The 23,060-nt window shown below is 66.5% G+C and carries 21 protein-coding genes; 4 read left to right on the top strand and 17 right to left on the bottom strand.

Features of this window, described 5'->3' with window-relative positions:
• Positions 1 to 22: 22 nt before the first annotated feature.
• The 4 genes from HOP52_RS05870 to HOP52_RS05885 form a co-directional block, all read right to left on the bottom strand.
• The gene (locus tag HOP52_RS05870) at positions 23 to 676 is read right to left on the bottom strand and encodes a hypothetical protein (protein ID WP_238976443.1); all 654 of its coding nucleotides are present in this window, start codon (positions 674 to 676) and stop codon (positions 23 to 25) included.
• Between the two features lie 382 nt (positions 677 to 1,058).
• Positions 1,059 to 1,838 carry a DUF3800 domain-containing protein gene (locus HOP52_RS05875; protein ID WP_238976444.1) on the bottom strand — a complete coding sequence of 260 codons (780 nt, stop codon included), beginning with the start codon at positions 1,836 to 1,838 and terminating at the stop codon, positions 1,059 to 1,061.
• 29 nt (positions 1,839 to 1,867) lie between these two features.
• A complete protein-coding gene (locus tag HOP52_RS05880) occupies positions 1,868 to 2,068 on the bottom strand; it encodes a hypothetical protein (RefSeq protein ID WP_238976445.1) in 201 nt (66 codons plus the stop codon).
• Between the two features lie 63 nt (positions 2,069 to 2,131).
• Positions 2,132 to 3,322 carry a BaiN/RdsA family NAD(P)/FAD-dependent oxidoreductase gene (locus HOP52_RS05885; protein WP_238976446.1) on the bottom strand — a complete coding sequence of 397 codons (1,191 nt, stop codon included), beginning with the start codon at positions 3,320 to 3,322 and terminating at the stop codon, positions 2,132 to 2,134.
• 438 nt (positions 3,323 to 3,760) lie between these two features.
• Between HOP52_RS05885 and HOP52_RS05890 the strand changes: the two genes are divergently transcribed.
• Entirely contained in the window at positions 3,761 to 4,675 is a 915-nt protein-coding gene (locus HOP52_RS05890; RefSeq protein ID WP_238976447.1) for a helix-turn-helix transcriptional regulator, read from the top strand.
• A gap of 137 nt (positions 4,676 to 4,812) precedes the next feature.
• On the opposite strand, the gene HOP52_RS05895 is transcribed toward HOP52_RS05890, so the two are convergent.
• From HOP52_RS05895 to HOP52_RS05955, 13 genes are all read right to left on the bottom strand, one after another.
• A complete protein-coding gene (locus HOP52_RS05895) occupies positions 4,813 to 6,081 on the bottom strand; it encodes a TadG family pilus assembly protein (RefSeq protein WP_238976448.1) in 1,269 nt (422 codons plus the stop codon).
• Positions 6,082 to 6,083: 2 nt separating this feature from the next.
• On the bottom strand, positions 6,084 to 6,551 hold the full coding sequence (locus HOP52_RS05900; RefSeq protein WP_238976449.1) for a TadE/TadG family type IV pilus assembly protein: 468 nt from the start codon (positions 6,549 to 6,551) through the stop codon (positions 6,084 to 6,086).
• A gap of 32 nt (positions 6,552 to 6,583) precedes the next feature.
• On the bottom strand, positions 6,584 to 7,531 hold the full coding sequence (locus HOP52_RS05905) for a tetratricopeptide repeat protein (protein WP_238976450.1): 948 nt from the start codon (positions 7,529 to 7,531) through the stop codon (positions 6,584 to 6,586).
• A 65-nt stretch (positions 7,532 to 7,596) separates the two neighbouring features.
• Positions 7,597 to 8,565: a type II secretion system F family protein gene (locus HOP52_RS05910; protein WP_238976451.1), complete on the bottom strand. Its 969-nt coding sequence runs from the start codon at positions 8,563 to 8,565 to the stop codon at positions 7,597 to 7,599.
• A gap of 12 nt (positions 8,566 to 8,577) precedes the next feature.
• Positions 8,578 to 9,573, bottom strand: a complete 996-nt coding sequence (locus HOP52_RS05915) for a type II secretion system F family protein (protein WP_238976452.1) — start codon at positions 9,571 to 9,573, stop codon at positions 8,578 to 8,580.
• Complete coding sequence (locus HOP52_RS05920) at positions 9,564 to 10,928, bottom strand: TadA family conjugal transfer-associated ATPase (protein WP_238976453.1); 1,365 nt, start codon at positions 10,926 to 10,928, stop codon at positions 9,564 to 9,566. The genes HOP52_RS05915 and HOP52_RS05920 overlap by 10 nt, the downstream gene beginning before the upstream one ends.
• 37 nt (positions 10,929 to 10,965) lie before the next feature.
• Positions 10,966 to 12,153, bottom strand: coding sequence for a CpaE/TadZ family protein (locus HOP52_RS05925; protein ID WP_238976454.1), 1,188 nt, complete (start codon positions 12,151 to 12,153; stop codon positions 10,966 to 10,968).
• A gap of 55 nt (positions 12,154 to 12,208) precedes the next feature.
• Entirely contained in the window at positions 12,209 to 12,433 is a 225-nt protein-coding gene (locus HOP52_RS05930; RefSeq protein WP_238976455.1) for a hypothetical protein, read from the bottom strand.
• Between the two features lie 182 nt (positions 12,434 to 12,615).
• On the bottom strand, positions 12,616 to 14,211 hold the full coding sequence (locus HOP52_RS05935; RefSeq protein ID WP_238976456.1) for a type II and III secretion system protein family protein: 1,596 nt from the start codon (positions 14,209 to 14,211) through the stop codon (positions 12,616 to 12,618).
• Positions 14,212 to 14,304: 93 nt separating this feature from the next.
• Positions 14,305 to 15,126 carry a Flp pilus assembly protein CpaB gene (gene cpaB, locus HOP52_RS05940; RefSeq protein ID WP_238976457.1) on the bottom strand — a complete coding sequence of 274 codons (822 nt, stop codon included), beginning with the start codon at positions 15,124 to 15,126 and terminating at the stop codon, positions 14,305 to 14,307.
• A complete protein-coding gene (locus HOP52_RS05945) occupies positions 15,123 to 16,508 on the bottom strand; it encodes an AAA family ATPase (protein ID WP_238976458.1) in 1,386 nt (461 codons plus the stop codon). The genes cpaB and HOP52_RS05945 overlap by 4 nt, the downstream gene beginning before the upstream one ends.
• 264 nt (positions 16,509 to 16,772) lie before the next feature.
• A complete protein-coding gene (locus HOP52_RS05950) occupies positions 16,773 to 17,288 on the bottom strand; it encodes an A24 family peptidase (protein ID WP_238976459.1) in 516 nt (171 codons plus the stop codon).
• 105 nt (positions 17,289 to 17,393) lie between these two features.
• Positions 17,394 to 17,594 (bottom strand): Flp family type IVb pilin, encoded by a 201-nt coding sequence (locus tag HOP52_RS05955; protein ID WP_238976460.1) that lies wholly within the window; start codon positions 17,592 to 17,594, stop codon positions 17,394 to 17,396.
• Positions 17,595 to 18,172: 578 nt separating this feature from the next.
• Between HOP52_RS05955 and HOP52_RS05960 the strand changes: the two genes are divergently transcribed.
• From HOP52_RS05960 to HOP52_RS05970, 3 genes are all read left to right on the top strand, one after another.
• Positions 18,173 to 19,318: an efflux RND transporter periplasmic adaptor subunit gene (locus tag HOP52_RS05960; protein WP_238976461.1), complete on the top strand. Its 1,146-nt coding sequence runs from the start codon at positions 18,173 to 18,175 to the stop codon at positions 19,316 to 19,318.
• The gene (locus HOP52_RS05965) at positions 19,318 to 22,431 is read left to right on the top strand and encodes an efflux RND transporter permease subunit (RefSeq protein WP_238976462.1); all 3,114 of its coding nucleotides are present in this window, start codon (positions 19,318 to 19,320) and stop codon (positions 22,429 to 22,431) included. The genes HOP52_RS05960 and HOP52_RS05965 overlap by 1 nt, the downstream gene beginning before the upstream one ends.
• Positions 22,432 to 22,530: 99 nt before the next feature.
• On the top strand, positions 22,531 to 22,995 hold the full coding sequence (locus HOP52_RS05970) for a group I truncated hemoglobin (RefSeq protein ID WP_238976463.1): 465 nt from the start codon (positions 22,531 to 22,533) through the stop codon (positions 22,993 to 22,995).
• Positions 22,996 to 23,060 lie beyond the last annotated feature (65 nt).

Here is a 23,060-nt window from a genome sequence, read left to right on the forward strand (position 1 = left end):
CTGGCGGCTCGCGGCTATCGGCCTACAGCTGAGCCGCCGGCTGTCGCTGCCTTGCCTGCCGCTCCCCGGGCGCCCATTTCATCCAGGCCTCGCCGCGCGCCAGGCGCCGCTCGATAAACTGACGGGTCTTGCGCTGGCCCTCGCTGTCGTCCCTCGCCCAGACCGCCAGGGTCGCCAGGAACAGGCCGGTCAGGGCAATCTCCTCGAGCTGGGCGCGGCGCGTCCCGTAGCGGGCCTCCAGCTGCGCCGCCTCGCGCAGCCACTGCACGGTGCGGGACAGATCGAAAGCCATCGGCACCCAGGTATGCAGGTGGGGCAGATGCGCCTTGGTGCGCAGCATCTGCACGGTGACGCGACGATGGGCGGCGAAGGTATCCAGCCACGCCAGCAGGCAGTGCTCGATTCGCGACCGCGGCGACCAGTCGCTGAACGTCGCCGGCTTCTCGGCCAGCATCGCCCGCCAGCCGCGCAGGAACCAGGCGTTGGCCACGGCGTCCAGGTCGCGAAACTCGCCCAGCACGGCCGACATCGGCAGCTCCAGCGCGCTGGCCACCTCGGTGAGGCGCACCGCCTCCCAGCCCTGGGCCTCGGCCTGGCGCACCGCCTCGTCGACCACCCGGTCGGCGAAGGCGCTCGACTCGCTGGTTGAGGAGTCATGCACGGCAATCATGCTCATGTCGCGGCTCTCCCATTGAGATCGATATCTCCTTAGAGAGCATAGAACAGCCGCGTCTTCCCTTGTGGCGAGAGAACAATATTTAAGCTAATTTAAATTAGCGAAGGCTTTAGAAAACTATCCGCAGGGAAACACTGACCGGCCTCAGCAACACCGCCGGAAGGCCTTCGGCCTCCAGTCGCCGATGCGTCGGACCGGAGCTGAAGCTGCTACAAAGGTGTGGCGCCGTCAGTGGACAGGATCACTGCTGGAGCGCTCGGTTCGGCGTCGCGACTGGCGCCGAGCACAGCCGCATCCGCGCTTGCTCGGCCGAGCCCGCTCGGACTATACTGCACGCAAATGGACTGGGAGAGCCCGGTCGGCGTCTGAGCTTCGGTGAGTGTCATCGGGGCTCTTCGCTTTTCTGGGGGAAGCGTTTCAGTCCCCACTGCTCGTAGCCTACCCCCACATTCTGCCTGCCGCCCTGGCAGTAGAACTTCTGCTTGAGCGTTTCGAAGGCGCGGTTGGGCTGCTCTGGCCTCAGGATGTGCAGCCCGATAGGGCGAGCCACCAGATCCGCCAGCTGCAATCCCGCCGAGTTTGCCTTCTTGTCGGCGAAGCGGATGTCGAAGCCGAAGGTCTTGTTCAGGCGATTCTGGCCATCGCACATGCGGCGAAACTCGAGCTCCAACTCGTCATCTTCTTTTCTGCCGCGCTTCTCGACCACTACGTGCGTCAGCCTATCTTCTTGCCCCTTCTCTGCAAGAAACTGATAGAGGCTCTCCAGGCAAAACCCCAGCGCAAGGTGGTAGGGATTTTCCGACTCAACTTGCTGTGGTGTCAGCAGATGTTTCTCAATCACACAGCTGGCCAAGATGAAGTGACTGGTATTGATGATGCCCGTCAACTCATCGAGAAATGCCTGTTTGTGCTCGCGACTTCTGAAAAAAGTGAAGTCGCCTTTCTCCTTGCGAATTTCGTGCTCATGCAGAATGACCAGGTCATGGCCAAAGTGGCGGAACTTGAACTTCTGCAGCTCAGTAACAACGGTCTCGCTGTAGTAGCGCTTGTGAAATATGCAGAAGGCAAGAACAAACACGGGATAGTAGGGATCAAGTGACTGCAGGCCATGATCACCACTTTCATCCACGTAGACGATATAGTCGCTGAATCTGTTAGACATGGCAGCCATCCCGTTGCCCTTCCCTGACATCACCGCAGGCGAATGCGCTTGTTGGCCTCGACCGCGCTCAACTTGAGCGCCTCGAGGAAGGCGTCGATCTCCTGCAGGCTCTCCAGATAGACCCCTTCATGGGTGCGGCTGAGCACCTGGCTGACGCTGACGTCAACCACCCGGTCGGCGAAGGCGCCCGACTCGCTGGTAGAGGAGTCATACACGGCAATCATACTCATGTCGCGGCTCTCCTTCGAAGCGTGGATTCCTATCCACAGGATAGAAAGGACCACAGGGCCCGCCTACAGGGCTCTGCCGCAGGCCACCCCGCTGGCCCAGGCCCACTGGAAGTTATGCCCGCCCAGCTCCCCGGTCACGTCCAATACCTCGCCGATAAAGCGCAGCTGGGGCAGCCCTTCCACGGCGAAGGTCTTCGACGATACCGCCCGGGTATCCACCCCGCCCAGGGTCACCTCGGCGGTGCGCCACCCCTCGGTGCCGGCCGGCTTGAGCCGCCAGGCGCCCAGCCGCTCGGCCCAGGCCTGCAGGCGGGCATTGCCGCACTCGGCCAGTATCGCATCGTCGCCGTGCCATTCGACCAGTGCCTGGGCCAGGCGCTTGGGCAGCCGTTCGGCCAGCCAGGCGGAGACCCGACGCTTCGGCGTCTCCCGGCGGGCGGCACAGAGCGCCTCGAAGGCATCCACGCCCGGCAGCAGGTCGATGACCAGCTCGTCGCCGGGCTGCCAGTAGCTCGATATCTGCAGCATGGCGGGGCCGGAGAGGCCGCGATGGGTGAACAGCATCGGCTCGCGGTAATGGCCCAGGGCCGCGCCGTCACGCCCCACGCGAACGCCCACCTCGCAGGAGACCCCGGCCAGGTCGGCGGCCCGCGCCTTCCAGCCGGAGGTCAGGGTAAAGGGCACCAGCGCCGGGCGCGTCGGCGTCACCGCCAGGCCGAACTGGCGGGCGATCGCGTAGCCGAAGCCGGTGGCGCCCATGCTGGGGATGGAGAGCCCGCCGGTGGCCACCACCACCGCCCCGGCCTCGATGCGTCCCCGGGAGGTGGCCAGGCGCATGCCCTCGCCCTGGCGCTCGACGCGCTCCACCGAGGTCTTCAGGGCGATCTCGACGCCGGCCCACTCGCACTCGGTGAGGAGCAGCCCGACGATCTGCTTGGCGGAATCGGCGCAGAACAGCTGGCCCGGCGTCTTCTCCACATAGTCGACGCCATGGCGCTCCACCAGCTCGAGGAAATGCTCGGGGCGGTAGCGCTTGAGCGCCGAGATGCAGAAGTGCGGGTTATCGGAGAAGAAGTTGGCCGGCGTCGAGGCCAGGTGGGTGAAGTTGCAGCGCCCGCCCCCGGACATCAGGATCTTCCTGCCGGCCCGGTTGGCATGGTCCACCACCAGCACCCGCCGGCCCGCGTAGCCGGCGGTCAGCGCACACATCAGCCCCGCCGCCCCGGCGCCGATCACCACCACGTCATAGGTCATGCCCTGTCCTTCCCACCTCGCCGCTCTTCAGGGCGCGCATTGTAGCAGCCCAAAGAGTGAACCTCTCGGCACAATCAATCCTTGCAATGCTGTGCTTGCCGACTAGCCTTAACAAGTAGCAACACAATGTAACAATCCGCCAGATTTCACCTCCTTCACTAGCTGACATACCCGCCCGCATGACCGGCACCGGTTCCACGGGCAATGCCATGACTTGCGCCATACAGTCAGCGAAGAGAGGAGAGACCAAAAAAAGCATCAGGCAACAAGGATGTGCCATCGAACCACAGGCCATACCGCAACCTGAATGCAACGCTTATAAACACGACAAGATAATAAACATAACAATCATATCAACATTACAAACTAATAAAGATAACGTGATTATAAGCAAATAAGCTAATAAAGAAAACGGCGAACTTATCAGGGGAGGGCATCATGACGGCCCATGACTATGTGCTGATCGTGGCCAGGAACATTCAGGAACCGCTCGATGATGATTACCATCATGCCTTGAGGCAGCAGGGATACTATCTGGAAACGGTCCTGCCCGGCCAGGACCCGATACCCACCATGCAGGCGCGACCGCCGGTGGCCGCCTGCTTCCAGTTCGACTACCCCGACTTCGAGGGCCTCGCCAGCCTGCGCGAGGCCAAGCAGGCCAGCCCCTCCGTCCCCCTGCTGATGATCACCCAGGCGCACTCGGAGCACCTGGCCGTGTGGGCCTTCCGGGCCCGGGTGTGGGACTACTTCGTGCAGCCTTTCGATAACGCGCGCTTTTTCGAGGTCATGGCCAAGCTCTACAGCGTGCGCCTGCCGGAAAAGGCCAGCCGTATCGCTCCCCGAACGGTTCCAGCGACAGCGGCACGCGACGTGGTGGAAATCCACAACAGCATTCCCCACGAGGCCCGCCTGCACTGCTCGACGCTCGGCGACGACCAGGGTCGGCTGCAGCGCGCGCTCTCCTTTATCGACAAGAACCTGCACCGCAAGATCGCCCAGGCCGAGATCGCGGGCCTGTGCGAACTCAGCGCCTTCCAGTTCAGCCGCTTCTTCAAGCGGGTGACCGGCATCACCTTTCAGGAGTACCTGCTGCACCGCCGCATCGGCGAGGCCATGCGGCTGCTGGCCAACCCCAAGGTCTCCATCACCGACGTCTGCTTTACCGTCGGCTTTCGCGACCTCTCCTACTTTACGCGCACCTTCCAGCGCTACGTGGGCAAGCCACCCTCGCGCTACCGGCTCGAAGCCGCCCAGGCCCAGCCGCCGTCGTCGACTCAGGAGCTCCCCACGCTTACCGACACCAGCACGCCGCTGCCAACACCCTCCGACCACGGAAAGCCAGAAACATAAGCTGACTCTTTCTCTTTGCCGACAACCTGCAGATACAGGCACGTTCGGCAATCCACCCGCAAGCGCCGGCGGGGCATCGCTGCCCCGCCGGCGCTTTTCACTACGGCCACTACGGCTCTCGACAAGGCCCGGGCCGGCTAATCCACCAGCACCGGTATTCGCGCCAGGATGCCGAAGTTCTCCCCACCAGTCTGCCCCTTGGGCTCGTGGTAGTCACAGCTCGGCAGGAAGTAGATGCTCTGCCGCCGCCAGTCGGCGTCTTCATCGTTCTGGTTCTTGAGCGAAAAACGCTGCACAAAGCTTTCCCAGCGCGTGGTGCCGCTCGAGCTGTCGTTTGTCCAGTCACCGGGCCATTCGGCGTCCTCGGAGTCAGGGGCCAGGCTCATCTGCTGGGGCGCGTATTGATCGATCTGGCTAAGGGGCTGGTTGTGGTTGATCATCCAGACGATATGCACGGTGACCGCGCCCACCAGGGTGTTGCTGGGTGAGATACCGTCACTGCAGTCGATCACCGGCAGGGTCAGGGTCCAGGTGATCTCCCGTTCCGTGGCATCTACCCAGCAGTCGTAGAGCGCGGTGAAGGCCGACTGGACCTGGCCGTTGTTGGTGGCGATATCTTCACCATAGTACATCTCATTCTCGTTTCCTTCGCCGCAGATCAGGTCCCTGAGCTCGTTGGCATCGGTGGCGCCGCTGTCGTCGTGCTCGAAGTTGGTCCAGCCACCGGTCTTGTCGCCATCGGGAATAAAACGCCCAACGTCACAAGAATAATTTCCACTATCAGGGTCCCTCAAAGCACTCTCACACAGTGCAATCGGCTGGTCCACGTCTTCCGGGTTCAGCTTGCCGGCAAAGCCGATATAGGCCACCGAACGGGCGGAGACATCATAGCCCTCGAAGCCGAAGATGCGTCCGAAGAAGGCTTCCACCTGAGTCTGCTCCCGGGCGGTGACCACCTCCACCGCGTTGATAAAGGGGTCATAGGGATCGTACAGATCCAGCTCCTCGGTCGATTTCTCGAACAGGTCCACCGGCTCCAGGGAGTCGTTGGGCGTAAAGGTGCGGGTGGCAAAGCTCCAGTGGCCGCGCAGCGCGGTGACCACCTCCGAGGGGGTGTTCTGGCTATTGTTGGCCTGGGCCGCATCGGTGGCGATCTGGTTGGCCCCCGGGTTGACCGAGCTGCCGTCCTGGGTATAGAGCCACCTGGCACCGGCCAGGGAGCCGGCATCGGCGGCGTTATGCAGCTCGTTGCGGGCCACGAAGAGGTTGCCCCCATCCACCGAGAGGGCGGTAAAGCCCAGCAGCATGAACAGCGCCAGGGCAAAGAGCACAATGGAAACACCGCCCTGCCGGCCCGGCGCGCCGTAGCGCCAGGCAGCACGTCGAGAAAAGGTAGACGTTTTCATGGCTATTCCGCTCGCATGGTGGTGGTGGCAGAGAGCTCCAGGATGCCGCCCAGGGTGCCGACGAAACTTGGCAGCAGCAGGAACTGGTAGGGGTAGTCCACGGTAACGATCAGGTCGTCACCGGCCTGGAGCGTGCCGCCGTTGGGCCTAACGATATCGATGGTCATCTCGGCCGGCCCGCCCAGCGAGATCAGGTACTGCTCGGCGTAGTTGCGGATGACCTGCTCGATCATGGCGTCTTCCGACGCCGTATCCCGCGGATCCGGCCGAAACAGGATGCCGGTCCTCGCCCCCTCCCGGCTGGCATTGGTCAGGGTGGCCTTGTCGTATAGCGCCACGCTGAATTCGATGATGCCGAAGAGGATGGTGAACAGTAGTACCGCCGAGATGGCAAACTCGACGGTTTCGGTGCCTTTTTGCCTACTCAGCGGCGGGCGCCGCCTATGCTGCTTGACTGACTGACGTTTCATGGTCCCTATCCTCCACAGGCGCCTGACCCCCTTCAGTTGGGACGGGCGCCAGCGCCGTTGCGCCGCATCAGGCTATCGAGATTGCGGGCGTTCTCGCTGGCGGTGACGTAGTAGGCCGGCGACAGTCGCATGGCCTCCTCGAAGAAGCCCATGGCGTCCTGGAAACGCCCCTCGAGCATCGAGATATAGCCGATATCGTTATAGGCCTTGGCCCGGTCGCCGTTGCGCGACACCGCCTCGATGGCGGTCTCATGGTCGCCCTCCCGGGCATAGACCAGCCCCAGGTTGCGCCAGGCCAGCTCATAGTGGGGGTTGGCGCTCACCGCCCGGCGCAGCGACTGGCGCGCCCCCGGCCAGTCGCCGGCCAGGTAGCGGGAGTAGCCCAGGTTGTTGAGCACCAGCGGGGTGTTTGGGCTGGCGTCCAGGGCCTGCCGGTAGTGGCTTTCGGCCTGGCCGTGCTCGCCGCGCATATCGGCGATCACCCCCAGGGCGTTGTGGGCCTGCCAGGGGGCGTTGCGCCGGCTGGCGATGGGGGTCAGGTGGCGCTCGGCGCCCTCGAAGTCGCGCTGCTGCAGCAGCACGATGCCCAGCGCCGTGCCGGCCCCCACATGCTGGCTATCGACCTCCAGCGCCCAGCGGTAGGCCTTCCGGGCCAGGTCGTGGTTGCCCCGGCCGTGGTGGATGATGCCGATGCGGTAGAGCGGCTCGGCCTGGGGGCGGCTCTCCATGCGCAGGCCGCGCAGGTACTCGAACAGCGCCCGGTCCGGGTCGCGGGCGCGCAGCGCCGCCTCACCGTTGCGGTAGGCCTCCTCCGGCGAGGCCACCGGGAAGGCGGTGCCGTAGGCCACCGAGGAGCGATCGTCCCCCAGGGGGCCGTAGAGATCCGAGTTTACGCCCTGCTGCTGGGCGCCGGTGGCACAGCCGCCCAGCGTCAGGACCAGCGCGGCACAGGCAATGCGAAGGTGCGGCTTGGCTATCATGAGGGTTCTCCCTGAATATCGTTTTCATCGTTATCGTCGTTACCAATACGCTGGTGCATAAGGTGTCAGCGGCCGGCCACAGCCGCCGCCGCCCCCAGCAGCGGCGGCCCCAGGGCCACCACGAAGAAGCTGGGAAACACGCAGAAGAGCAGTGGAAAGAGCATCTTGGTGCTGACCTTGGCGGCCTTCTCCTCGGCCTCCTGGGTACGCTTGTCGCGCAACTCCGCGGCAAAGATGCGCAGGGTCATGGCAATGCTGGTGCCAAAGCGCATGCTCTGCAGCAGGGTGGTCACCAGGCCGCGGATATCGTCCACCCCGGTGCGCTCCTCCAGGTCGCGCAGGGCCGCCTTGTTGTCCATGCCGGCGCGGGTCTGCAGGCCGAACAGGTGCAGCTCTTCGGCCAGCTCCGGGTGGCTCACCTCCAGGTCCCGGGCTACCCGCTGGATGGCCGCGCCCAGGCCCAGCCCCGCCTCGCTGCACACCACCAGCAGGTCCAGGGCGTCGGGCAGCCCGCGGCGCAGCGCCAGGGTGCGGCGCTTGATGGCCCGCTCCAGCCAGAAGCGCGGCAGCAGATAGCCGACGATGGCCACCACCACCACCGCCAGCACGCCGATGGCGGGGTCGATGCGCACGAAGGGAAGCACCAGCAACATCAGCGCCAGCGCCGGCACCACCGTCAGCAGCAGGCGCACACCGAAGAAGAGATTCACCGCCCCGGGGGAGCGCTTGCCGGCGCGGCGCATATCCCGGGCGATGCGGCTCCTGGCCTCCTCCTCGCTGGGCACCAGCTTCTCGCCCATGGGGCCCAGCCACTGGGCGACTCCCGACTCACCGCCAGCGGCGGCTTCGCCGCCGGCCTCCAGGCGGCGCAGGCGGCGGCGCAGCGGGTCCGAGGCCCCCATCACCAGCAGCATCAGCGCCAGCATCAGCGCGAAGATCGCCAGGCCCAGCATCACCGCGAAGCCCAGCTGCGCCGTCTGAGGGTCATCCAGCAGTTCGGCCAGCGGCTCGATCCAACCCAGTAGAGTTTCCATGTGCGCTCCTCCTTACGCCTCGATGCGCACGATCTTGCGCATCCACAGGATCCCGATGACCATCATCACGAAGGCCACCACCACCAGCTGCCGGCCCACCGGGTCCTGGGTCAGCATGGGAATGAAATTTGGCGACACAAGAGACAAGATCCCCGCCAGCACGAAGGGCAGCAGCGAGAGGATCCAGGCGGCCATGCGCCCCTGGGCCGAGAGGGTGCGCACCTTGCGCTGGAAGCGGAAGCGGTCGCGCACCACCGCCGCCAGGCCGTCGAGCAGCTCGGCGAGGTTGCCCCCGGTCTCCTTCTGGATCAGCACCGAGGTGACGAAGATCATCACCGTGACGCTCTGCACCCGGCGCAGCAGGCCGAGCATGGCGCTGCGCACGTCGCCGCCGTAGTTGATCTCCATGAAGGTGGTGCGAAACTCCCCGGCGATGGGCTCGGCCATCTCCTCGGCCACCAGGTGCATGGAGTCGCTGAAGGGGTGTCCGGCGCGCAGCGCCCGGCCCATGATGATCAGGGCGTCCGGCAGCTGCTCCTCGAAGCGGGCCAGGCGCCGGCTGCGCGCCACGGTCAGCCGTAAGAAGGGCAGATAGGCCACGCCCAGGCCCAGCAGCACGGCGATGGGCAGCGGCAGCAAATGGAAGCCTACGGCGCCGGCCATGCCTCCCAGGCATAGCGACTGCAGCACCACCCGGTAGGCGGGGGTCTCGCGGCCGGCCTGCTCGACCAGCAGTTCGATCCGCGCCATGCCGGGCAGCGACTCCAGGGCCCGCTCCAGCGGCCCCAGCTCGCGCAGGTATTTGCGCCGCACCAGAGAAACCTGGCCGTGGGCCTGGGCCTCGGCGGAGATGGTGCGCAGGCGCTGCTTTAGCCGCTTCTGCACCTGGCGATTCTCGCCGAAGGCGGGCACCAGGAAGCTCTGGATCAGCAGGAAGGCGGCAATGAAGATCATGCCGACGACGATCATCTCGTCGGAGAGCTGGATGTTCAGGCTGGTCAGTTCCATGGCCGCTGCACCCCCACGTTCTGGAAGATCTCCAGGCCCGGGTCGAGCCCGCGGCGCTTGAGATAGTCATGGAAGCCGGGCACCACCCCGGTGGCCACATAGCGGCCGAGCACTCGGCCATCGCCGTCCATGCCCTCGCGCTCGAAGCGGAAGATCTCCGACATGGTGATGATCTCGCCCTCCTGGCCATTGACCTCCTGCACGCTGACCAGGCGGCGCACGCCGTCCTCCTGGCGCTCGATCTGCACCACCACGTCGATGGCCGAGGCGATCTGCGAGCGCAGCGCCTGGGCCGGCAGCTGGTAGCCGCTCATGGCCACCATGTTCTCGATCCGGGTCAGGGCGTCCCGGGGGGTGTTGGCGTGAATGGTGGTCAGCGAGCCGTCGTGGCCGGTGTTCATGGCCTGCAGCATGTCGAAGGCCTCGCCGCCGCGCACCTCGCCCACCACGATGCGATCCGGGCGCATGCGCAGGCTGTTGCGCACCAGGTCGCGCTGGCTCACCTCGCCCTTGCCCTCGATGTTGGGCGGGCGGGTCTCCAGGCGGCCCACGTGGGGCTGCTGCAGCTGCAGCTCCGCCGAGTCCTCGATGGTGACGATGCGCTCATCGTGGGGAATGAACCCGGAGAGCACGTTGAGCAGGGTGGTCTTGCCGGCGCCGGTACCGCCGGAGACCAGCACATTGAGCCGCCCGCGGACGACCTTCTCCAGCAGCCGGGCGATCTCCGGCGAAATACTGCCGTACTCCACCAGATTGTCGACGCCGAGCTTGTCCACCGCGAAGCGGCGGATCGAGAGCATGGGGCCGTCGATGGCCAAGGGCGGAATCACCGCGTTGACCCGCGAGCCGTCCTTGAGGCGCGCGTCCACCATGGGCGAGGACTCGTCGATGCGCCGCCCTACGCTGGAGACGATGCGGTCGATGATGGTCATCAGGTGGGCGTCGCTGTCGAAGCGCAACAGGGTCTGCTCCAGCTTGCCGCGGCGCTCCACGTAGATGGGGTTGGTGCCGTTGACCAGGATATCCGACACCGTCTTGTCGGCCAGCAGGGTCTCCAGGGGGCCGAGCCCCAGCACCTCGTCCTGCAGTTCGCTGACGATGCGCTGGCGCACGGCCACGTTGAACGGCAGGGTCTCCTTGCTCATCAGCGACTCGCACACCTGCTGCACCTGCAGCCGCGCGTCGCGCTCATCCAGGGTGCTGAGCAGGGTCAGGTCCATCACCTTGACCAGTTGGCGGAACAGCCGCTGCTTGTACTCCTGTTCGGCCTGGGAGAGCTGGCCGGCCCCCCGCCCCGCCCAGGCCGAGCGCGGCTCCCCCTCTCCGCCGAGTGCCATCCGATCGCGCAGGTTCATGGTCGTCTCCTTGTCTCAGGTCTCGGTCGCGGTTGGTTCAGTGCCTGCCGGGCAGCGCCCAGCCCAGCAGCGAGCGTTTTTTGCCCCGGCCCGTGCCGGCGGCGGGGGCGTCCAGCGATTCGGCCAGGGCTTGAATCTGCCGGGTCAGCGGCGCCTTGGGGGCGATGTCGTGCAGCGGGCTGCCCACGTTGATGCTGTGGCAGGCGCGCTTGAAGTCGTTGGGCAGGGTCTCGAGCGCCAGGCCCGGCAGGGCATCGCCAATGGCCTCCAGGTCCACGTCGCTGCGCTTGTCGTAGCGGTTGACCACCACCATGACGCGGGAGGAGAGCATGCCCAGCTCATGAATCAGGATGTCGCGCAGGCGCTGGGCATCGTGCAGGTGGGCCACGCTCTGCTGCATCACCACCAGCACCTTGTCGGCGCGCTCCAGCACGCTGGCGATGGCACCGTTGATCCAGCGCGGCAGGTCCACCACCACCTCCTCATGGCTCTGGCAGAGCACCGCGAGCAGCTGCTCGACGCGGGTCTCGGGCACCTCACCGAGGCCAAAGCGGTCCTCCGGCGAGGAGGCCAGCAGCGCCACCCCGCTGGCGTGGCGCTGCAGGTAGGCCTCCAGCGCCAGGGCATCGATGCTGTCGGCGGATTCCAGCGCCCGCACCAGGCCGTGGTCGGGGGTCACGTTGAAGTAGAGCGGCAGGGAGCCGAACTGCACATCGAGATCCACCAGCACGGTGTCGCGGGCCTGGCGGGCCATGTAGTGGGCCAGATTGGCGGCCACCAGGCTGGCGCCGGAGCCGCCCTTGGCGTTGATCACCGCGGTCAGCCGCGCGGTGCGGCTCGGGTCCTCCCGCCTGTCCCGGGCCAGCTCGCGCAGGAAGTGGAAGATCTCGGCGTCGTCGATGGGCGGCGAGAAGAAGTCCCGGGCCCCGGCGCGCATGGCCAGGCGGATCAGCTCCACGTTGCCCTTGGGGCCCACCACCAGCAGCGGCGGGCGCTCGGCGGCGGGCTGCTCGCACAGCGCCATCAGCTCCGCTTCCCAGTGCTCCCCCACCAGCAGCACCAGGGCATCGGGCAGCGGCGCCACGCCCTGGAGCGGGTCGACGTTGCCGTTGACCATCAGCCGGGAGCTGACCTGAATATCGCCCTGGCTGAGCAGCAGCGACTCCAGGGCCTCCAGTTCGCCTCGCTCGCGTCCCGCCAGCAGTATCTCGAGCCGTTTACGCATTGGGTCACCTGCTTATCGTTAATCTGGCTGTATCGATCGAACTCCACGGTACGGCTCAGGGCAGGGAGCTGGGGACCTGGCCGCCACCGGGGGCCAGGCGATAGTTGCGCATGGCCTCCGCCGCCTTGGCGCCGTGCAGCGGTGTTACCTCATCGCCCTCCTGCCAGGTCTGCAGCGCCTTGGTATGGCGCACGCTGTCGCCGTAGGGCGGCAGGTCGGCCCCCGGCTTGGGCGCCACGCAGCCGGCCAGGGCCAGGCTGGCGATCACGACCAGGCTCAAGGCAAGTGTCCGTGCCAGGGGCCGGGCCCAGGCGGACGCCTGGCGCGGCTTTTGGAGAGAGGCTTGGCGCGAGGCCTGTGGAGACGGCGCGGAAGCTGACCGGGATTGGAGTGATTGCAGTGACTGAAGTGAATAGGACATGGGGCGCGCTCCCTGATAAGTGGAATCCACGTGGCCGGCGGTCACAGGTCATGCCCGAAGCGGCCTTCGGTACCGCCGTCCGGCCGGCTTGACATCAGCTCCAGGTCGAAGCTGCTCGGCCGGGGATTGCGCGACCGGGGGTTGCCCCCGCTGCCCTCCACCGGCTGGAAGCTGCCCAGCAGGTAGAACTCCAGGTCGCTGGGCGGCACGAAGGAGCCGGTGGGCAGGCGCACCTGCTCCTGGGCGAAGGAGCGGGCCAGCCGCGGGGTGACGAAGATCACCAGCTCGGTCTGCTCCTTGACGTACTCCTGGCTGCGGAACAGCGCCCCCAGCACCGGCAGCTCGCCCAGCCCCGGCATCTTGGCGACATTCTCGCGCAGGCTCTCGTTGAGCATGCCGGCGATGGCGATGGTCTGGCCGTTGGCCAACTCCACCGTGGAGCTGGCGCTGCGCTTGGCCAGCGCCGGAATGAAGAACTGGGCGCTCACCCCGCTGCCCACCCCCACCTGCAGGCTGTTGACCGGCACCAGGTCGGAGACCGAGACATCCACCTTGAGGTTGATGGTGCCGGAGTCCAGCACCGTGGGCAGGAATCCCAGCCCCACGCCGAACTCCTTGTGCTCGATGGCCACCTGGCCGTTGCCCTGGGGCACGGGAATGGGGAACTCGCCGCCGGCCAGGAACTGGGCCGGCTGGCCGGTCAGGGTGGTGAGGTTGGGCTCGGCGAGGATCTTGGCCACCCCCTCGCGGCTGGCGGCGTCCAGCACCAGGTTGAGCAGGTAGTCGCCCCGCTGGTAGCTGGCGAAGATGCCGGTATCGGCGATGGTGGCGGTGGCCGGGGCGAACTCAGTCACCGCCGGGCCGATGGGGGTGCCGCCGCCGAATACCGGCAGCCGGCCGCCTCCCAGGCCTTCCACTCCCTCGAACACCGCATCGGGGAAGCTGGCCCCGCCGCTGACCGCGCCGATGCGCAGCGCCGAGGAGCCAACGTTGAAGACGTTGAAGTTGGCCTCCAGGCGCTTGACCAGCGAGCGGGAGACCTCCGCCACCTTGACGTCGAGCATCACCTGCTGGGCGCCCCCCACCTGCATCAGGTTGAGCACCGCCCCCTCGCCGCCGGCGAAGCGGTTGGCCAGGCGCAGGGCGGTTTCCAGCCGCTCGGCGCTGGAGACCTGGCCGCTGAGCACGATGCCGTCCTGGGCCGAGCGCACCTGGATGTTCTCGCCGGGCAGCAGCTGGTGCAGGTTGCTCTTGAGCGTCTCCAGGTCGTGGGTCACGGTGACGTTGAGCGCCCCCTCGACCCGCTCGCTCTGGTCCCACAGCACCACGTTGGTGGTGCCGGTGGACTTGCCCAGCACATAGAGCTGGCGCGAGCCCATCACCACGATATCGGCGATCTCGGGGTTGCCCACCGAGACCACCCGCACCGGCCGGGGAAACTCCAGCACCTGGCCCTTGTTGATGGCCACCGCCACCGAGACCGAGCGGTCCTCGATGGGCATGGAGACGCTGCGCGGCGTGCCGCGATCCTGGGCCTCCACCTGGGCCGCCCAGCCCAGGGCCACTAGCGCCACCAGGGCAGCCGCCAGCCACTTGATGGCCCCGTGATGCCGATTGGGGTTGTCCTTGATGATCATGGCGATTCTCCCCTGCTTGCTGATGATTGACTCAAGCCGCATTTGCCTACAAATTCCTACGTACCTCTTTCCTACGTGCCTCTGTTTATCTGTTCAGTTACGCACGTTGACCGTGCTGACCTGGGTGCCGCGAATGACGTTGACCTGGCGCTGCACCGGGGCGGCGCGCCGCGGGGGCGATGCCGGCTCCTCCCGGGGCTGCAGCTCCGGCAGGTTGAGCACCGAGCGCTGGGCGGTCATCACGCCGTTGTCCTCCTCCTGCTCCAGGGGGTTGCGCAGGGTGAGCTGCACCTTGCCCTCCTGGGTGGCCTTGACCAGCTCCTCGGCCTGCCGGGTGGTCACCTCCAGGGTCACCGCCCGCACGATCACCGGGCCATCGCGCTCCTGGGAGGCGATCTGGTCCACCGCCAGCACCTTGAGGTTGCGCAGCACGGTCTTGGTCTCCACGTCATTGCGGCTGCCATTGCGCCGGGAAGAGAGCACGTCGACCCGGTTGCCCGGCAGCAGGAAGCCCGCCACGCCCACCACGTCGTCGACCCGCACGCTCATGGCGCGCATGCCGGGGTCGAGCAAGGCAGCAAGGGCGCTGCCGCCCATGTGCTCGGAGACCCGCCCTTCCAGCACCACCTCCCCGGGGTAGATCACCTGGTTGCTGACCCGCCCCACCACGCTCTCCACGTCGTTGAAGCTATTGGGCGGCACGATATCCTCGGGCATGGTCACCAGCTTGAGGTCCGAGGCCTGCACGGTGGTGCCGAAGGGCACCTGCAGCGCCGCCACCACCACCTGGCTGGCGTCGGCCAGCACATCCTTGTCGCCGCCCTGCTCCTGCATCCAGTTCATGGCCACCACGGCGGCGCCAAGGGCCATCATCAGTGAGATCGCGAACATCGCGAATATGCCTTTGCGTTTCATGATGCAGTCCTCCCGTTCACGGCTTGGCTTTCCGTACTGGCTCGCGCATGGGCCCGCGCACTGTCGGAGAAGTCGCCGAAGTAGGTTTGCCAGGCCCAGCTCAGGGTCTCGCGGTCAGGGGCCGTCTCGCCCCGGTAGCTCAGTTGGTCCTGGGCCAGGCTCAGCAGGTCGCGGGGGTGGCAGGCGAGCAGCGGCACCTCGAAGCGGGCGTGCAGCTCGTCGATCACGAAGTCGACCAGCGCCGGGTCGCAGGGCAGCCCCTGGGCGCGGCACTGCTGGGCCCAGATTTCGCGGTAGGCCTCCGGCGAGAGCGGCGCGAAGCGGATCTTGTAGCCGATGCGGCGCAGGAAGGCGGCATCGGCGAGTGCCAGCGGGTCCAGGTTGGTGGAGAACACCAGGGCCACGTCGAAGGGCACGCTGAAGTGGTAGCCGTTGGCGAGCGACAGGAAGTCGCGGCGCTCCTCCAGCGGCACGATCCAGCGGTTGAAGAGCTCGGTGGGGGACATGCGCTGGCGGCCCAGGTCGTCGATCACCAGCATGCCGTTGTTGGCCAGCAGCTGCACCGGCGCCTGGTGGATATGGGTGGCGGCGTCATACTGGATCTCCAGGCGCTCCATGGTCAGCTCGCCCCCGGTGACCACACAGGGTCGCCGGCAGCGCACGTAGCGGGGGTCGTGGCCCTGGCCCAGGTAGAGCCGGGTGGGTGAGCCGGCCTCGGCCGGGTCCTCCAGGGAGTGGTGCACGGCGGGGTCGAAGCAGCGTACCGCCTTGCCACCCACCAGGATGGCGTGGGGAATCAGCACCTCGCCCTCCAGCAGCCGCACCAGGCGCCGGGCGATATAGCTCTTGCCGGTGCCCGCCTCGCCGTGGATAAACATGGCGCGGCCGGAGTGCAGCCCCGGGCCCAACTGGTCGAGCAGGCCCGGGTCGATCACCGTATCGGCGAAGGCGTCCATCACCCTGGCGCGGTGCACCGCCACGTCGCTGAGGGCCTGGGTGCTTACCCGGGCGCGGTAGGCCTCCAGGGTGACCGGTGCCATGCCGCTGTAGCCGTCGCGATTGAGCGCCTCCAGGGCCGAGGCGCGGCCCCGGTCGGTGAGCCCGTAGCGCAGCGCCCCGCCGGCGCCCTGGCCGCGCACCTCCACCCGCCCCTCGTCGCGCAGGAAGTGACACACCTCCTCCACCACGCTGCCGGCCAGCGCGCTCTCGCGGCTAAGCTGGTGCAGATCCAGCACGCCCTGCTCGAAGAGCTGCTTGACCAGCAGATCGCCCAGGTAGAGCGCCGAGAGTCCGGTCTCCTCCACCGTGCCGGGGCGCGGCGCGGCAAGCGCCGCCGCGCAGTCGGCGGTCGCATTGTGGCAGGTTGGCGCTGGCTGGTTCATAAACGACCTCACACGATATAAAAAAGTTACAAAACAGCGTTTCGTTATAAAATCACCTGGCAATACCCGCTGGTTAATCCCCTCTCACCTCAAACCTCGTCCCTGACTTATCCCTCGCACCTCGCCCCTCAAACCTCTTCCCTGACTTGCCCCTCTCACCTCTCACCTCTCACCTCTCACCTCTCACCTCGAACCTCGAACCTCGAACCTCGAACCTCGTCCCTGACTTATCCCTCGAACCTCGAACCTCGAACCTCGAACCTGTTATATCCAGATCATCCAACCCGTGGTTCCAATCGCAATCGACACCGCAAAGGGAAATTTCCGGCCCATCACCTCGCCCTCTTGCGGCGCGATATAGAGCGGTTTTCCGGTGACCGATAGCGTCTTTAGCATCAATCCATAGCGGCTCCAAGGCGATACGCTGCTCTTATTGAATAGCGCCGAGGCAGCGAAACCTATCCCGATAGCTCCTCCCACCAGAATGCTGGCCAATCCCGCCTGCAGCGCACCCAATGGCCCAAGAAAAGTACCCACCGCCGCCATCAGCTTGGCATCCCCGGCGCCGGTAAAGCCCATCAGATAGCCCGGCATCAGAATCGCCAGCCCCACCAGCAATCCATAGAGGGCGGCCAGGACACCGCTGGGGCCCGCCAGCGCTCCCTGCAGCAGCAGCCCGATGGCGGCCCCGGCCAGAACAAGGCGATTGGGGATACGCCGTTGACGCAGATCCCAGGCCGCCGCGCACACTACCAGCATTAGGCAAATGGCATACAGCATATTATTCCCCGAGAAACGACCTTCAAAATGAAAGAGTAAATCGCCGACTTCCTTGCCGGCGAAAATTGACTGTTACCAACCCTTTCACCCTTAACCACTACCTTATTATAAAGTTTCTTCTTCACCTCCTTCACCTTGAAGCATCTCTGCAAGCGCACTTAGCCTATCAGCCGCTGCCTCACCTATTGTGACCATAATTATTACACCCACCGTAACAAGCAAGGCAGCCAACATCGCCCATTCCACCACCTCGGTGCCTTCCTCTTCCTGCCAGAATTTCTCGACCCCTTGCATCAGCTTGTTCATGACCTTTCTCCCGGAAACGTGTCAATCGATCTGCGTTGTGTCGTTACGGAGCGCCGGCCTGTCCGTTCGCTCACGTGACTGAGCATCGCTGTTACAAAGCGTTTACGCTTGGAGAATCTTGCAGGGGGATAGGAGTATTTTGCAGGGGGACCGGCGGGACAATCGGGCGGCTGGCCGTCTGTCTGCTTGCAGCTAAGGCGCGGGTTAAAGTGTGTATAGCGCTCGACCCGGCGGCTGCCCAAGATTAATTAGACGGCGTGGCCCAGGCACCTTTTATCAAGTACAGTGTCTGTACAAGTATTCGCGCCGGGGCAGTGGCCTGTCAAAATATTGCAAATCGTTGAGTTGGGGAGGTTCCTGTCGCCGGATCGCGCGCTGAAGTCGAGGCGTCGAACCGTCCCTCCCACAGCCAGGCTGCCAACGGTAGCCGTCCTGGCAGGAGGTGCGGGGGCCGGCTGGGTGGCCCGAGCGAGGAGGCGTGATTTGTCGAATCTTGTCGCATTGTCCGGCGTCCAAGCTGTTGGGGTTTATGTGACAATGCCCCTTTGCCTGGCGCCACCTACCCGATGAGCCGTGCCATGAATCATCGTTTGCCGTTTTCGCTACCCGTTTCCCTGACGGTCGGGCGTGCCCTGCCCGCCCGGCTGTTCGTCCCACTATTCGTTCTGCTGCCCGCCCTGCTGCTGGCGCTCGCCCTGCCCCAGGCGTCTGCCAACGAGCGCGCGGCGGTGATCGCCTCGCGGGTGACGCTGGAGCCCTGGTCCGACCCGCTGGAGGCGCTGGGCACCCTGCGCGCCGACGAGAGCGTGACGCTGTCGGCCACGGTGACCGAAACGGTGGCGGAGCTGAATTTTCGCGACGGCGAGGTGGTGGAGGCCGGACAGCTGCTGATTCGCCTGGAGGACGCCGAGCAGCAGGCCCAGCTGCGGGCTGCCGAGGCGCTGCGCGACGAGCGGCGCAGCGCGGTCACGCGGCTTAGCCAGCTGCAGGAGCGCAATATGGCCCCACGCGCCGACGTGGAGGACAGCCAGGCCCGCCTGCGCCAGGTGCAGGCGGAGATCCAGGGCCTGGAGGCGCGGCTGACCAACTACCGGCTGCGCGCGCCCTTCGACGGCGTGGTGGGCTTTCGCAATATCAGCGTGGGCAGCCTGGTGACGCCGGGCACCGAGCTGGTGACCCTGGACAAGACCGACGTGATGAAGCTCGACTTCCGGGTGCCGGAGGTGTTCCTGGCGATACTGGAGCCCGGCCTGCCGCTGACCGCGCGCAGCGCGGCCTTCCCCGACGAGCGCTTCTCGGGCGAGGTGGCCAGCATCGGCTCGCGCATCGACCCGGTCAGCCGCAGCGTGACGGTGCGCGCCGAGCTCGCCAACCCCGAGCTGCGCCTGCGCCCGGGCATGTTGATGGAGGTCGTGGTGGAGCGCCGCCCCCGGGACGCGGTGGTGGTGCCCGAGAGCGTGCTGATCCCCAGCGGCGAGCGCCACTTCGTGATGGTGATCGACGAGGCCAACGACAACCGCCTGGAGCGCCGCCGGGTGACGATCGGCGAGCGGCGCACCGGCCAGGCCGAGATCCTGGAGGGCCTGGCCGCCGGCGAGCTGGTGGTCAGCCACGGCCTGCAGCGCACCCACGAGGGCGAGAGCGTGCGGCTGCTGGGCATCGCCGATGACGCCACCTCCATCGGCGAGATCCTCGAGGCGACCCGCGAAGAGGGCAACGCCTGATGCGCCTCTCCGACCTCTCCGTCCAGCGGCCGGTGCTGGCCACGGTGCTGGCGCTGCTGATCGTGGCCTTCGGGCTGCTGGCCATGCAGCGCCTGCCGCTGCAGGAGTACCCCGCCATCGACCCGCCGGTGGTGAGCATCGACACCCGCTATCCGGGCGCTTCCGCCAGCGTGGTGGAAACGCGGATTACCCAGCTGCTGGAGGACCGCATCGCCGGGGTGGAGGGCATCGAGCTGATCACCTCCTCCAGCCAGGACGGCCGCTCGCGGATCAACATCGAGTTCGGCCTGGACATGGATATCGACGCGGCCGCCAACGACGTGCGCGACCGCATCTCGGGCGCGCTGCGCAACCTGCCCGGCGACGCCGACCCGCCGGAGGTGCAGAAGGCCGATTCCAGCGAGGAGGTGGTGCTGTGGCTGGCGCTCTCCGGCGAGGGCTACAGCGTGCTCGAGCTGACCGACTACGCCGACCGCTACCTGGTGGACGGCTTCTCGGTGCAGCCCGGCGTCTCCCGGGTGCGCGTGGGCGGCGGGCGCGAGTACGCCATGCGGGTGTGGCTCGACCGCAACGCCCTGGCGGCGCGCAACCTCACCGTGAGCGACGTGGAGAGCGCGCTGCGCGCGGAGAACGTGGAGCTGCCGGCGGGCGCCATCGAGTCCCGCGACCGCCAGTTTCGGGTGCGCCTGCCGCGCAGCTTCAACCAGCCCGACGACTTCGAGCGCCTGGCGCTGACCCAGGGCAGCGACGGCTACCTGGTACGGCTGGGCGATGTGGCGCGGGTGGAGATCGGCTCGGTGGAGGACCGCTCGGTGTTTCGCGCCAACGGCGTGCCGATGGTGGGCCTGGGGATCATGAAGCAGTCCACCGCCAACGTGCTGGAGGTCTCCCAGGGGGTGCAGGCCGAGCTGGCGCGGATACAGGACAGCCTGCCGGAGGGCATGACGCTGGCCCTCAACTACGACGCCTCGGTGTTCGTCTCCGGCGCCATCAAGCAGGTGGTGATCACCCTGTTCATCGCCCTGGGGCTGGTGGTGGTGGTGATCTTCCTGTTCCTCGGCAACGTGCGCACCACCCTGATTCCCGCGGTGACGGTGCCGGTGGCAATGATCGGCGCCTTCATGGCGCTGGCGCTGATGGGCTTCTCGATCAACCTGCTGACGCTGCTGGCGCTAGTGCTGGCCATCGGGCTGATCGTCGACGACGCCATCGTGGTGCTGGAGAACATCCATCGGCGCATGCATGACTTCGGCGAGAGCCCGCTGGTGGCGGCCTTTCGCGGCACCCGCCAGATCGCCTTCGCGGTGATCGCCACCACCCTGGTGCTGATCGCCGTGTTCGTGCCGCTGGCGTTCCTGCAGGGCAATGTCGGCCGGCTGTTCACCGAGTTCGCCCTGACCATGGCCGCCGCGGTGGCGATCTCCAGCGTGCTGGCGCTGTCGCTGACGCCGATGATGGCCTCCAAGATCCTCAAGCCCTCGATGCACGAGGGGCGCATCGCCCTGGCCGTACAGTGGCTGCTGGAGCTCTCCCAGCGGGTCTACCGCTTCCTGCTGACCTGGGTGCTCAAGGCCCGGGTGGCGGTGCTGGCGGCGTTCGTGGCGCTGATCGCCGCCACGGTGTGGCTGGCCGACCTGCTGCCCAGCGAGTACACCCCCCAGGAGGATCGCGGCAGCTTCATCATCCTGGTCAACGGCCCCGAGGGCGCCACCTTCGACTATGTAATGGACTACATGAACGAGATCGAGGCGCGCCTGGAGCCGCTGCGCGAAGCCGGCGAGCTGGAACGGGTGCTGGTGCGCGCCCCCCGCGGCTTCGGCAATATCGAGAACTTCAACGGCGGCTTCGTGATCATCGGCATGGCCGAATGGGGCACCCGGCGCGACGCCTGGACCATCATGAACGAGGTGCGCGGCAAGCTGGAGACCCTGCCCGGGGTGCAGGCCTTCCCGGTGATGCGCCAGGGCTTCGGCCAGCGCATCAGCAAGCCGGTAGCGTTCGTGCTGGGCGGCGGCACCTATGAGGAGCTGGCCGAGTGGCGCGACACCCTGCTGGCGCATATCCGCGAGGACAACCCGCGGCTGGTGGGGCTGGACAGCGACTACCGCGAGACCCAGCCGCAGCTGCGGGTGGACATCGACTACGCCCGGGCCGCGGACCTGGGGGTCACCGTGACCGAGATCGGCCGCACCCTGGAGGTGCTGCTGGGCGGGCGCAACGTGACCCGCTACCTGGACAACGGCCAGGAGTACGACGTGATCGTCGAGGGCGACCGGGCCAGCCAGTCGAGCCCCCGGGCGCTGGACAACATCCAGGTACGCTCGTCCCGCTCTGGCGAGCTGATCCCCCTGGCCAGCCTGGTGAGCTTCACCGACTTCGCCGGGGCCAGCACCCTGAACCGCTTCAACCGGCTGCGCGCCATCACCATCGAGGCCAACCTGGCCGACGGCTACTCCCTGGGCGAGGCGCTGGACTACCTGGAGGCCGCCGCCGCCGAGGTGCTGCCCGGCCAGGCGCAGACCGATGTGGCCGGCGCCTCGCGGGACTTCCGCCAGGCCAGTGGCGCCACCACCTTCCTGCTGATCCTGGGTGCGCTGGTGGTGTTCCTGGTACTGGCGGCGCAGTTCGAGAGCTTCATCCACCCCTTCGTGATCATGCTCACCGTGCCGCTGGCGATGAGCGGCGCCATGCTCGGGCTGTTCGTTACCGGCCAGTCGCTGAACATCTATAGCCAGGTGGGGCTGGTCATGCTGATTGGGCTGGCGGCCAAGAACGGCATCCTGATCGTGGAGTTCGCCAACCAGCTGCGCGACCAGGGGCTGGCCTTCCGCGACGCCCTGCTCGACGCCGCGGTGACCCGCCTGCGGCCGATCCTGATGACCGCGGTGACCACCATGGCGGGTTCCATACCGCTGATCGTCGCGAGCGGCGCCGGCGCGGAATCGCGCATGGTGATCGGCACCGTGATCCTCTCCGGGGTGGCCGCCGCCACCCTGTTCACGCTGTTCGTGGTGCCGGTGGCCTACGACCTGCTGGCCCGCCACACCGGCTCGCCGGGGGACGTGAAACGGCGGCTGGAAGCGGAGATGGCCGAAGCCCCCAGGGAGCGCTGAGACAGGCAGCGCCCCCGATGCGCCTGATTCCCGGTGCGCCTTCTGCCGTCGCGGACTATTCTCAGGGGTGGGATCATAACCTGTGCTAGGAGGTCCCCCATGAAAACAACCCTGCTCGGCGGCACGCTCGCCCTGCTATTGATCGCCTTTGGGGCCTTCGCCAACGGCCCCGCCCAGGCCGATGACCCACCGCTCTACGACCGCCTCGGCGGCCTGCCGGCCATCTCGCTGGCCGTCAGCGAGTTCGTCGATGACTTCATCCAGGACCCGCTGATCATGGCCAACCCGGCTGTGGCCGAACAGAAGACCGCCGTTGCCGCCCCCTATATCAAGTTCCAGGTGACGGCGCTGGTCTGCGAGCTAAGCGGTGGCCCCTGCCAGTACACCGGCAAGGACATGCGGGAAGCCCATGACGGGCTCGACGTCACGGCGGAAGAGTGGGATCGCATGGTGGAAATCTTCGTGGCGACCCTCGACTCCCTCGAGGTCCCCGAAGCGGAAAAGCAGGAGCTGCTCGACCTGCTCGGCCCCACCCGCGACGATATCGTGATGGCGGGCGGTTAGCGTACAGCCCTGTGTGGCAGCGGTATCGGCCACGACCCAGCGCCCATCGAAAGACTTCGATGGGC

Origin of the sequence: Billgrantia campisalis (genome assembly GCF_022341425.1) — a bacterium.
Lineage (GTDB): Bacteria > Pseudomonadota > Gammaproteobacteria > Pseudomonadales > Halomonadaceae > Halomonas > Halomonas campisalis.

Excerpts from the sequence above, each read along its gene's own strand:
- HOP52_RS05870 (WP_238976443.1), bottom strand. The coding sequence starts at position 676 with ATGAGCATGATTGCCGTGCATGACTCCTCAACCAGCGAGTCGAGCGCC.
- HOP52_RS05875 (WP_238976444.1), bottom strand. The coding sequence starts at position 1,838 with ATGTCTAACAGATTCAGCGACTATATCGTCTACGTGGATGAAAGTGGT.
- HOP52_RS05880 (WP_238976445.1), bottom strand. The coding sequence starts at position 2,068 with ATGAGTATGATTGCCGTGTATGACTCCTCTACCAGCGAGTCGGGCGCC.
- HOP52_RS05885 (WP_238976446.1), bottom strand. The coding sequence starts at position 3,322 with ATGACCTATGACGTGGTGGTGATCGGCGCCGGGGCGGCGGGGCTGATG.
- HOP52_RS05890 (WP_238976447.1), top strand. The coding sequence starts at position 3,761 with ATGACGGCCCATGACTATGTGCTGATCGTGGCCAGGAACATTCAGGAA.
- HOP52_RS05895 (WP_238976448.1), bottom strand. The coding sequence starts at position 6,081 with ATGAAAACGTCTACCTTTTCTCGACGTGCTGCCTGGCGCTACGGCGCG.
- HOP52_RS05900 (WP_238976449.1), bottom strand. The coding sequence starts at position 6,551 with ATGAAACGTCAGTCAGTCAAGCAGCATAGGCGGCGCCCGCCGCTGAGT.
- HOP52_RS05905 (WP_238976450.1), bottom strand. The coding sequence starts at position 7,531 with ATGATAGCCAAGCCGCACCTTCGCATTGCCTGTGCCGCGCTGGTCCTG.
- HOP52_RS05910 (WP_238976451.1), bottom strand. The coding sequence starts at position 8,565 with ATGGAAACTCTACTGGGTTGGATCGAGCCGCTGGCCGAACTGCTGGAT.
- HOP52_RS05915 (WP_238976452.1), bottom strand. The coding sequence starts at position 9,573 with ATGGAACTGACCAGCCTGAACATCCAGCTCTCCGACGAGATGATCGTC.
- HOP52_RS05920 (WP_238976453.1), bottom strand. The coding sequence starts at position 10,928 with ATGAACCTGCGCGATCGGATGGCACTCGGCGGAGAGGGGGAGCCGCGC.
- HOP52_RS05925 (WP_238976454.1), bottom strand. The coding sequence starts at position 12,153 with ATGCGTAAACGGCTCGAGATACTGCTGGCGGGACGCGAGCGAGGCGAA.
- HOP52_RS05935 (WP_238976456.1), bottom strand. The coding sequence starts at position 14,211 with ATGATCATCAAGGACAACCCCAATCGGCATCACGGGGCCATCAAGTGG.
- cpaB (WP_238976457.1), bottom strand. The coding sequence starts at position 15,126 with ATGAAACGCAAAGGCATATTCGCGATGTTCGCGATCTCACTGATGATG.
- HOP52_RS05945 (WP_238976458.1), bottom strand. The coding sequence starts at position 16,508 with ATGAACCAGCCAGCGCCAACCTGCCACAATGCGACCGCCGACTGCGCG.
- HOP52_RS05950 (WP_238976459.1), bottom strand. The coding sequence starts at position 17,288 with ATGCTGTATGCCATTTGCCTAATGCTGGTAGTGTGCGCGGCGGCCTGG.
- HOP52_RS05955 (WP_238976460.1), bottom strand. The coding sequence starts at position 17,594 with ATGAACAAGCTGATGCAAGGGGTCGAGAAATTCTGGCAGGAAGAGGAA.
- HOP52_RS05960 (WP_238976461.1), top strand. The coding sequence starts at position 18,173 with ATGAATCATCGTTTGCCGTTTTCGCTACCCGTTTCCCTGACGGTCGGG.
- HOP52_RS05965 (WP_238976462.1), top strand. The coding sequence starts at position 19,318 with ATGCGCCTCTCCGACCTCTCCGTCCAGCGGCCGGTGCTGGCCACGGTG.
- HOP52_RS05970 (WP_238976463.1), top strand. The coding sequence starts at position 22,531 with ATGAAAACAACCCTGCTCGGCGGCACGCTCGCCCTGCTATTGATCGCC.